This is a genomic window from Kitasatospora sp. NPDC086009, assembly GCF_044540385.1.
Lineage (GTDB): Bacteria > Actinomycetota > Actinomycetes > Streptomycetales > Streptomycetaceae > Kitasatospora.
Genome location: NZ_JBITSA010000005.1, coordinates 97,220 through 106,285 on the forward strand (window position 1 = coordinate 97,220; position 9,066 = coordinate 106,285).

Annotated in this window: 9 protein-coding genes; 3 read left to right on the forward strand and 6 right to left on the reverse strand. The window is 75.3% G+C overall.

Annotated elements, in window-relative coordinates:
• Positions 1 to 30 precede the first annotated feature (30 nt).
• Genes ACIF6L_RS15015 through ACIF6L_RS15025 form a run of 3 tightly spaced genes read left to right on the forward strand, consistent with a single transcriptional unit; the run spans position 31 to position 1,963 of the window.
• Positions 31 to 663, forward strand: a complete 633-nt coding sequence (locus tag ACIF6L_RS15015) for an isochorismatase family protein (protein WP_329491528.1) — start codon at positions 31 to 33, stop codon at positions 661 to 663.
• Positions 660 to 1,478 carry an ABC transporter ATP-binding protein gene (locus ACIF6L_RS15020; protein ID WP_329491527.1) on the forward strand — a complete coding sequence of 273 codons (819 nt, stop codon included), beginning with the start codon at positions 660 to 662 and terminating at the stop codon, positions 1,476 to 1,478. The genes ACIF6L_RS15015 and ACIF6L_RS15020 overlap by 4 nt, the downstream gene beginning before the upstream one ends.
• The gene (locus tag ACIF6L_RS15025; RefSeq protein WP_396487256.1) at positions 1,475 to 1,963 is read left to right on the forward strand and encodes a GNAT family N-acetyltransferase; all 489 of its coding nucleotides are present in this window, start codon (positions 1,475 to 1,477) and stop codon (positions 1,961 to 1,963) included. Before ACIF6L_RS15020 ends, ACIF6L_RS15025 begins: the two co-directional genes overlap by 4 nt.
• Before the next feature lie 66 nt (positions 1,964 to 2,029).
• On the opposite strand, the gene ACIF6L_RS15030 is transcribed toward ACIF6L_RS15025, so the two are convergent.
• The 6 genes from ACIF6L_RS15030 to ACIF6L_RS15055 all read right to left on the reverse strand — a co-directional run bounded on the left by ACIF6L_RS15030 (position 2,030) and on the right by ACIF6L_RS15055 (position 9,036).
• Positions 2,030 to 3,100: a FecCD family ABC transporter permease gene (locus ACIF6L_RS15030; protein WP_396487673.1), complete on the reverse strand. Its 1,071-nt coding sequence runs from the start codon at positions 3,098 to 3,100 to the stop codon at positions 2,030 to 2,032.
• Positions 3,101 to 3,138: 38 nt separating this feature from the next.
• Entirely contained in the window at positions 3,139 to 4,212 is a 1,074-nt protein-coding gene (locus tag ACIF6L_RS15035) for a FecCD family ABC transporter permease (protein ID WP_396487258.1), read from the reverse strand.
• Positions 4,209 to 5,036: a siderophore-interacting protein gene (locus tag ACIF6L_RS15040; protein ID WP_359810252.1), complete on the reverse strand. Its 828-nt coding sequence runs from the start codon at positions 5,034 to 5,036 to the stop codon at positions 4,209 to 4,211. Before ACIF6L_RS15040 ends, ACIF6L_RS15035 begins: the two co-directional genes overlap by 4 nt.
• 118 nt (positions 5,037 to 5,154) lie before the next feature.
• A complete protein-coding gene (locus ACIF6L_RS15045) occupies positions 5,155 to 6,885 on the reverse strand; it encodes an ABC transporter ATP-binding protein (RefSeq protein WP_396487260.1) in 1,731 nt (576 codons plus the stop codon).
• A complete protein-coding gene (locus tag ACIF6L_RS15050; RefSeq protein ID WP_396487262.1) occupies positions 6,878 to 8,722 on the reverse strand; it encodes an ABC transporter ATP-binding protein in 1,845 nt (614 codons plus the stop codon). Before ACIF6L_RS15050 ends, ACIF6L_RS15045 begins: the two co-directional genes overlap by 8 nt.
• An 89-nt stretch (positions 8,723 to 8,811) precedes the next feature.
• Positions 8,812 to 9,036 carry an MbtH family protein gene (locus ACIF6L_RS15055; RefSeq protein WP_329491520.1) on the reverse strand — a complete coding sequence of 75 codons (225 nt, stop codon included), beginning with the start codon at positions 9,034 to 9,036 and terminating at the stop codon, positions 8,812 to 8,814.
• Positions 9,037 to 9,066 lie beyond the last annotated feature (30 nt).

The following is a 9,066-nucleotide window of genomic DNA, read 5'->3' on the forward strand; positions in this document are numbered from 1 at the left end:
CCGCCCCGGAAGAGAGCAAGTCCAGACACCATGGCTCTGCCCACCATCGCCCCGTACGATCCCCCGCGGGTCGACCAGCTCCCCGCGCCCAAGGTCCCGTGGCGGGTCGACCCCGCCCGGGCCGTCCTGCTCGTCCACGACCTGCAGAACTACTTCCTGTCCGCGTTCCCCGCCGAGGGCCCGCCGCTGGCCCCGGCCCTCGCCCGGACCGCCCAGGTCCTGGAGTACGCCCGCGGGAACGGCGTGCCCGTCGTCTACTCGCACCAGCGCGGTGGGCAGACCCCCGAGCAGCGCGGCCTCCAACTGGACTTCTGGGGGCCCGGGTTGCCCGCCGACGCGTGGGCGCAGGCCGTCCCGGAGGCGGTCGCCCCGGCCGAGGGCGACACCCTGCTGCTCAAGTGGAAGTACAGCGCCTTCGCCCGCACCGAACTGGCCGACATCCTGGCCCGGTCCGGCCGCGACCAACTGGTGCTGGTCGGCGTCTACGCCCACATCGGCGTGCTGATGACGGCGGCCGACGCCTGGAGCCGCGACATCCAGGCCTTCGTGGTGGCCGACGCCACCGCCGACTTCTCCGCCGAGAAGCACCTGGAGGGCCTGCGCTGGGCCGCCGAGAAGTGCGCCGTCGTGCTGACCACCGACCAGCTCCTGGAGGCCTCGTGACCGCGCCCGAGGAGTCCGGGCGGCTCTACGCCGACCACGTGACGCTGCGCTACGGCGACCGCGCCATCGCGACCGACCTGTCGATCGGCGTGCCGGACGGCTCCTTCACCGTCATCGTCGGCCCCAACGCCTGCGGCAAGTCCACCCTGCTGCGGGCGTTCGCCAGGCTGCTCAAGCCGGCCGCCGGCCGGGTCCTGCTGGACGGCGAGCAGATCAGCGCGCTGCCCTCGAAGGAACTCGCCCGCCGGCTGGGCCTGCTCCCGCAGAGCTCCACCGCGCCCGACGGCATCACCGTGGCCGACCTGGTCTCCCGCGGGCGCTACCCGCACCAGGGGCTGTTCCGGCAGTGGTCCAGGGAGGACGACCGGGTGGTCGCGGAGTCGATGGCCGCCACCAACGTCGACACCCTCGCCGCCCGCTTCGTCGACGAGCTCTCCGGCGGCCAGCGCCAGCGGGTCTGGCTGGCGATGGCCATCGCCCAGCAGACCCCGCTGCTGCTGCTCGACGAGCCGACCACCTTCCTCGACATCGCCCACCAGGTCGAGGTCCTCGACCTGTGCGCCCGGCTGCACGAGGAGCAGAACCGCACCCTCGTCGCGGTGCTCCACGACCTCAACCAGGCCGCCCGCTACGCCAGTCACCTGATCGCCATGCGGGACGGCGCGGTGGTGGCCCAGGGCCCGCCCGGCGAGATCGTCACCGCCGAACTGGTCGAGAAGGTCTTCGACCTGCCCTGCCAGGTGATCGAGGACCCGCAGACCGGTACCCCGCTGGTGGTCCCGATGGCACCCGGACACCGGTCGAGGACCAGGTGAGCCGCACCGGTACCGAAACCCTGCCGGTACGGCGGGCGACGGCGGCCGACGCGGCGGCGCTCTTCGCGCTCTCCGAGCCGTCCATGGCCTCGGGTGAGCTGCGCCGCCGCCGGCCGGCCGACTACCGCTCGCCGGAGGACCGCTTCCTCCTGGTCGACGGCCCGTCCGGACCGGACGGCTGCGTGGCACTGCGACTGCTCGCCCCCGAGCTCCCGGCCCACCCCGCCCCGGGGCTGGTGCACAACTTCTGCGTCCGCGAGGGCCTGCGCGGCGCGGGCCTCGGCTCGCAGCTCCTGGACGCCCTGCTGGACGAGGCCGGGCGGCACGGGGTGCGCACCCTCGTCACCGCCAGCACCGGCGGCGGAGCGCTCTTCCGCCGCTACGGCTTCGAGGAGATCCCGGCCGCGCTCGCACCGCGGGCCTGGGCCGACCGGCTGGACCCGGCCCGCCGCTCCCTGGTCTTCCTCAGGACGCTGGAGGGCTGAGACCGCCGCCGTACAGCCGAAGTCCCCGGGCCCGTGATCGGACCCGGGGACTTCGGCTGTGCGGGGTCAGCCGCGCGAGGCCCGCCACTGACCGGCGATCAGCCAGACCAGGTAGCAGCCGCCCACCACGCCGGTGAACACACCGACCGGCAGCTGGGTGGGGGCGAGCAGGCGCTGCGCCGCCAGGTCGCTGACGGCCAGCAGCACCGCGCCCAGCAGCGCGGAGCCCACCAGGTTGGGGCCGGTGGCCCGGGTCAGCCGGCGGACGGCCTGCGGGGCGATCAGCGCCACGAACGGCACCGGGCCGGCCGCGGCGGTGGCGGCGGCCGTCAGCGCGACGCCGATCAGCACCAGCCAGATCCGCACCCGCTCGGTGCGCACCCCGAGCGAGGAGGCCGCGTCGTCGCCCATCTCCAGCATCCGCAGCGGGCGGCCGAGCAGCACCGCCGCCGGCAGCAGGACGGCCAGCGCGAGCGCCATCGGCCCGCAGTGCTCCCAGCCCCGGGCGTTGAGGCTGCCGGTCAGCCAGACCGCCGCGCTCTGCGCGTCGCTGAACGAGGCCCGGGCGATCAGGTAGGCGTTGAGCGAGGAGAGCAGCGAGCTGACCCCGATGCCGACCAGCACCAGCCGGTAGCCCTGGGTGCCGCCGCGCCGGGCCAGCAGGTAGACCAGGAACGCGGTGACCAGCCCGCCCGCCACGGCGCCGAAGGCGACGGTGGCGGCGCTGCCGCCGACCACCAGGATGACCGCCAGCGCCCCGGTGGCCGAGCCGACCGTGAAGCCGATGACGTCCGGGCTGCCCAGCGGGTTGCGGGCGAGCGTCTGGAAGAGCGCGCCGGCCAGGCCGAGCGCGGCGCCCACCAGCAGGGCGGTCAGCAGCCGCGGCAGCCGCACCTCCATGACGATGTAGCGGTCCGCGCGGACGCCGCCGCCGGTGAGCACGTCGATCACGTCGGAGACCGGCAGCGGGTAGTCACCGGCCGTCAGCAGCCAGGCGCAGACGCCGAGCAGCGCGAGCACCAGCAGCCCGCCGACCACCGTCGCCCGCCGGTGCCAGCGCAGCGAGCGCCCGCCGGGCAGCCGCAGCGCGCGCAGCGGGACGGGGGGCCGGGCGGCGGGCCCGTCCGGCCCGGTCACGACGGGTGGGGCGGCCCGGGGGACCGTCAGGGGGCTGTTCACAGGTGGGCGATCCTTCGGCCGCGGACGAGGGCGATGAAGAGCGGCGCGCCGATGAAGGCGGTGACCACGCCGGCCTGGAGCTCCGCCGGGTGCAGGAGCACCCGGCCGAGGACGTCCGCGCCGACCAGCAGCACCGGGGCCAGGACCGCCGAGAGCAGCATGATCCAGCGCTGGTCCGGGCCGCAGACGTGGCGGGCGAGGTGCGGAACGGCCAGGCCGACGAAGGCGATCGGGCCGACCGCCGCGGTGGCGGCGCCGCACAGCAGCGTGACGGCGACCAGGCTGAACGCCCGGGTGCGGGCCGGGTGGGCGCCCAGCGCGTGCCCGGCGTCGTCGCCGAGGGCGAGGGCGTTCAGCGGACGGCCCAGCAGCAGGGCGAGCGCTCCGCCGGCCGCCAGGAACGGCAGCACCTGGCCGAGCACCGCGGAGTCGACGCCGGCCAGCGTGCCGACCTGCCAGAACCGGAACCGGTTGAGGGTCAGCGGATCGAGCAGGATCAGGCCGTTGACGAAGGCGGTCAGCACGGCGGTGACGGCGGTTCCGGCCAGCGCGAGGCGCGCGGGGGTCGCCGAGGCCCGGCCGCCGCCACCGAGGATCTGCACCACCAGGGCCGCGACGGCGGCGCCCGCCAGGGCGAACCAGATGTAGGAGTGGAAGCTCCGCAGGTCGAACAGGGCCGTCCCGGCCGCGACGGCCGCGGCGGCGCCGCCGTTGACGCCGAGCAGGCCGGGGTCGGCCAGCGGGTTGCGGGTGAGCGCCTGCATCATCGCGCCGGCGACCCCGAGGGCGGCGCCGACGGCGATGCCGAGCAGCGTGCGCGGGATCCGCGCGTGGTGCACCACGATCCAGTCCTCGGACGTGGGCTCGTGGTGGAACAGGACGTGCAGGACCTGGCCGGGCGGGATGTAACGGGCGCCGATCGCGATGCCCGCGAGGGCGAGCAGGGCCAGCAGCACCAGTGCTCCGAGGAGCCAGGCCAGCCGCCGGCCGGTGCCGATCCGCCCGGGCGGGGTGGTCTTCGCCCCGGCCTCGGCGGGAGCCGCGGAGCGCGGCACAGTGGCGGTCGTCATGCGTGCTCGTGCTCGCCCTCGTGGTGGTCGTGGTTGGCGACGCCACGCTTCCAGTAGCCGTCCACGTCGACCTGGTGGCGGTCCAGGCCGCGCTCCGCCCGCAGGTGACGGCGGATCGGCTTGAGGGCGTTGGCCTCACCCGCGACCCAGGCGAAGCCCAGGCCGGGCGGCAGCTGCGCCGCGCGGACGGCCCGCTCCAGCAGGTCGGTGCTGCCGGCCGGGGCGTCGCCGCGGTGCAACCAGGTGACGGTCGCGTCGGTGGCGGTCTCGAAGACCTGCTCGTGCTCGGGCCCGGGCACCTCGGCGAAGGCGATCACCTTGACGCCGGCGGGGAGCATCTCCAGCCAGCGGCCGAGCGCCGGGATGGCGGTCTCCTCGGCCGCGAGCAGGTACCAGTCGTGGACGAAGGGGATCTCCTCCGACCCGCGCGGGCCCAGGACGCCCAGCCGCATGCCGGGTTCGGCGGCCTCGGCCCAGCTGGAGCCGACGCCGGTGCCGTGCAGCACCATGTCGATGTCGAGCTCCTGCTCGGCCCGCCGGTAGTGGCGCACGGTGTAGTCGCGGGTGATCGGCTCGACCGGAGCGTCCATCCAGGTGTCGTTCTCGACCACCGGCGCGACCGGCAGGGCGGCCCCGTCCTCGGCGAAGCAGAGCTTCACGTGGTCGGTCGGGGCCTGCTCGCAGAAACCTTCGAGGTCGGGACCGCCGAAGGTGACCCGCACCGTGCCGGGCGTGACCCGGGTGACCCGCCGGACTTCCAGCAGGCGGTACTTCAGCGGGTGGCGAACGATCCGCATGCGCGGCGGCGCGGTTTCGGTGGTCATCGGTCAGCCCAATCCGGTGGGAGGTGTGCGCAGGCCGGGAGGCGCGGGAGCCGCCCCCCGGTGAACGGGGAGCGGCACCAGCACTCACTTCCGATTAGGTTAGCCTAACCTCGTATTGTCAGACCAGTCGCGTCGCCCCGATCGCCAGCCCACCTGCCGGTTCGTCACCGACCAGGTGGCCGCCGTCCAGCCGGACGACGCGGGGCAGCCGCGCGATGGTGGCCGGCCGGTGCGCGATCACGATCAGCGTGCAGTCCGCCCGCAGCTCGTCCAGGGCGTGCTCCAGCCGGGCCGCGGTGGCCGGGTCGATGTCGGCCGTCGCCTCGTCGAGGACCAGGACGGCCGGGTCGGCCAGCACCGCGCGGACCAGGCCGAGGATCTGCCGCTCCCCCGCCGACAGGTTGCCGCCGCGCAGCCCGACCTCCGCGTCCAGACCGCCCGGCAGTTCGGCGAGCCAGGCCCGCAGGCCCAGCTGGTCGACCGTCCGCTCGATGGCCGCGCGGTCCGGTGCGCCCTGGACCAGGGCCAGGTTCTCGGCCACCGTGCCGGTGACCATCCGCACCTCCTGCGGCACCAGCACGATCCGGCGGCGCAGCTCCGCCTCGGGCACGGCCGCGAGGTCGGTGCCGGCGAAGCTGACGGTGCCGGAGTCCGGGTGGTAGAGGCCGCAGAGCAGCTTGGACAGCGTGGTCTTCCCGGAGCCGGTCTCACCGACGACCCCGGTGCGGCTCCCCTCGGGGAAGTCCAGGCTGATCCCGTGCAGGGTGCGGCCGTCCGCCCGGTAGGCGTACTCGACGCCCTCGCAGCGCAGGTCGCCCCGGGCCGGCAGGGCGGTGGCGGCCGTCTTCGGGCGGTCCGCGGGCGCGGTCGCCGCCAGCAGGTCCAGCAGCCGGGCCAGGCCGGTGCGCGCCGTCTGCACCTCGCCGACCAGCTGCGAGAGGTCGGCGAAGGAGTCGAAGAGGTTGCGGCTGGCGAGCACGAAGACGACCACGGCGTCGATGGTCAGGGTGCCCCGCACGACCAGCCAGCCGCCGACCAGCAGCAGCACCACGAGGGCCAGACCCTCGATCAGGCTCACCAGGTCGATCCGGTTCTCCACCCGCAGCGCCCGGCGGGCGGCGTGCACCGCCCGGGTGTTCTCGCCGTCGAAGCGGCGCGTCCACCCGGCCAGGCCGCGCGAGGCCTGGAGGGCCTCACGGGCGGTCAGGGTCTCGGAGAAGGTGGCCGCGACGGTGGCCTCCGCGCCGGCCTTGGCGCCGAAGGCCGCGCCGGCGTCGCGCTGGAACCAACGGGTGACCAGCAGGGTCAGCGGGACGAAGACGACCAGCTGGACGAGGAGCAGCACCCAGGAGTACCAGGCCAGCATCACCAGGGTGAAGACCAGGGTCGCCACCGAGGCGACCAGGCTGCGCAGGTGCAGCCGGACGAACGCGGCCAGCGCGGCGACCTCACCGGTCGAGCGGCGCAGCAGCTCGCCGCTGCGGTGGGTCTCCAGGAAGCGCAGCGGCGCTGTCGCCAGGTTCTCCACGCACTGCTCGCGCAGGGTGCGGACGACCTGCTCGCCGCCCTGGATCAGCAGCAGTTCGCCGACCCGGGCCAGCACCAGCTGGCCGACCGCGAACACGGCGAGCAGCAGGACGGCCAGGCCGAGGCCGCCGCGGTCCTCGTGGTCGAGCGCGTAGGCGGCCACGCCGACCAGCGGGGCGACGGCGACCAGCGCGGCGGAGTCGGCGAGGCCGACCAGCAGCGCGACGACGAGCCGGGCCCGGTGCGGGCGCAGGTACGGCGCCGCCCGGCGCAGCACCCCCCGGTGGTCCGCCTCGTCCTGGAGCAGGGGCTGCTCAGCCATGGGCCGCCTCCGCGGTGGTCGCAGTCATGGCGCTCTCGGGCCTTTCGGTCGGGTCGGCTCCGGGGGTGCCGGGGGTCGTCGTGGCGGTGTCGTCGGACGCCCGGGAGCGCAGCCGGACCACCCGGTCGGCGGCCTCCAGGACGGCGCCGCGGTGCGAGGCGAAGACGACCGTGCGGCCGGCGGCCCAGCCGCGCAGCCGTTCCAGCACGAGCTTCTCGGTCGTGGTGTCCAGCGCGGAGGTCGAGTCGTCCAGCAGCAGCACCCGGGGGTCGCCGAGCAGGGCGCGGGCGATGGCCAGCCGCTGGACCTGGCCGCCGGAGAGGGCGGTGCCGCCCTCGCCCAGCTCGGTCAGGTAGCCGTCGGGCATCGCGGTGAGCTGGTCGTGGATGCCGGCGGTCCGACAGGCCTCGTGCAGCGCCGCGTCGTCGAACTCGCGGCCGAGCCGGAGGTTGTCGGCGACGGTGCCGGAGAGCAGGACCGGCCGCTGGGACACGTAGGCGATCCGCGAGCGGACCTCGTCCAGCCGGACGTCGCGCAGGTCGACGCCGCCGTAGGAGACGGTTCCGGCGTCCGGGTCGTCGAGGCGGACGGCGAGGCGCAGCAGGGTGCTCTTGCCGGAGCCGGTGGCGCCTTCCACGGCGACGAACTCGCCCTCCCCGACCGCCAGGTCGACCGGGCCGAGCACGGTCCGGCCGTCCCGGACGGCGGTGGCGCCGGCCAGCACCAGGGTGCCGGAGGCGGGCAGGTCCACGGCCCGGTCGGAGGCGGGTTCGGCGACCACCGGGCGGATGCACAGGGCCTCGTCGATCCGGGCGGCCGCGACGTCGGCCTGGCCGCGCTCCAGCAGACGGTCCACCAGGACCCGGGTGGCGAGGGTGATGATCGCCATCCAGGAGGTGTACGCGACCAGGTCGCCGATGGAGAGCCGCTGGTCGAGGACGGCCAGGCCGCCGATGCCGACGCCGGCCGCGACGGCGAGCCGGGGGACGAACGGCGCCACGGCCGCCCAGCCGGCCTCCACCCGGGCGGCGACGACGGTCCGGTCGGTGACGTCGGCGCTGGCGGTGTGGTGGCGGTCGACCAGGGACCGGTGGCCGCCGGTGCCGCGCAGGCCGGTGCCCACCTGGAGCAGGTCGGCGACGGCGTCGGCGCGTTCGCTGTGGGCCCGGGAGAGCTCACCGCTGGCGGCGGCGAACCGCTTGGGGAAGTGGAGGTTGACCCAGACCAGGAACGGCAGGGTCGCCAGGGTGACCAGCAGCAGGGTCAGGTCGAGGGCGGCGAGGGCGGGCAGCAGGACCACGAAGGTGGTGGCCAGCACCACCCAGACGGCCAGGCCGTGCACCCACTCGCGGACCAGGTCGGTGTCGCGGGTCGCGCGCATGGCGAGGTCGCCGTGCCCGCGCGAGGCGAGCGCGGCCCGGTCCAGGCCGGAGAGGTGGCGCAGCAGTCGGCCCCTCAGGTCGGCGCCCACCTTGGCATCTGCGTAGCCGGCCCAGTACTGCCAGCCGTAGAGGCCGACGAACTGGACCGCGGCGGCGCCGGCGGCGGCGCCGGACCAGAGCAGCAGGGCCCCGCCGTCGCCGGGCTTGATGCCCTCGTCCAGGGCCTGGCTGACGCACCACGGCACGGCCAGGAGGGCGATCTGGCGGATCGCCGCCGCCACCATCGCCGCGGCCACCGTGGCCCGGTGGGGCCGCAGGGAGCTTCGCAGCAGGGCGCGGGCCCGACGGCGGCGCTCCGGGGAGAGTGCTCCGGGCGCCAGGTCCTCGTCCGCGAGTTCCTCGGCCGTCAGGCCGTCCTGGGGCCCCGCGGCGGGTTCCGTCTGTCGGTTGCTCACATCGCTCACTCGATCGCTCGCCCGTCTGGTCACTGATTCGAATACGGGGCGGGGGGACGGCCCGGTCGGGCCGTCCCCCCTGTGGTGGGTCAGACGCCGGCGGCGGCCGTACGGGCGACCAGGCCGGCCGGGCGCATGTCCGTCCAGTTGGCGTCCACGTAGGCGGTGCACGCCTCACGGCTGTCCTCGCCGTGCACGACCGTCCAGCCGGCCGGGATCTCGGCGAAGGCGGGCCAGAGGGAGTGCTGGTTCTCCGCGTTGACGAGCACGAAGTAACGGGCGTCGTCGTCCTCGAACGGGTTGGTGGCGCTCATGTCGTCTCCTTGGGGTAGTGGTCGGTGGAC

What these genes read in the sequence shown, in the direction of transcription:
- ACIF6L_RS15035 (WP_396487258.1), bottom strand. Translation starts at nt 4,212, where the DNA reads ATGACGACCGCCACTGTGCCGCGCTCCGCGGCTCCCGCCGAGGCCGGG.
- ACIF6L_RS15045 (WP_396487260.1), bottom strand. Translation starts at nt 6,885, where the DNA reads ATGGCTGAGCAGCCCCTGCTCCAGGACGAGGCGGACCACCGGGGGGTG.
- ACIF6L_RS15015 (WP_329491528.1), top strand. Translation starts at nt 31, where the DNA reads ATGGCTCTGCCCACCATCGCCCCGTACGATCCCCCGCGGGTCGACCAG.
- ACIF6L_RS15040 (WP_359810252.1), bottom strand. Translation starts at nt 5,036, where the DNA reads ATGACCACCGAAACCGCGCCGCCGCGCATGCGGATCGTTCGCCACCCG.
- ACIF6L_RS15055 (WP_329491520.1), bottom strand. Translation starts at nt 9,036, where the DNA reads ATGAGCGCCACCAACCCGTTCGAGGACGACGACGCCCGTTACTTCGTG.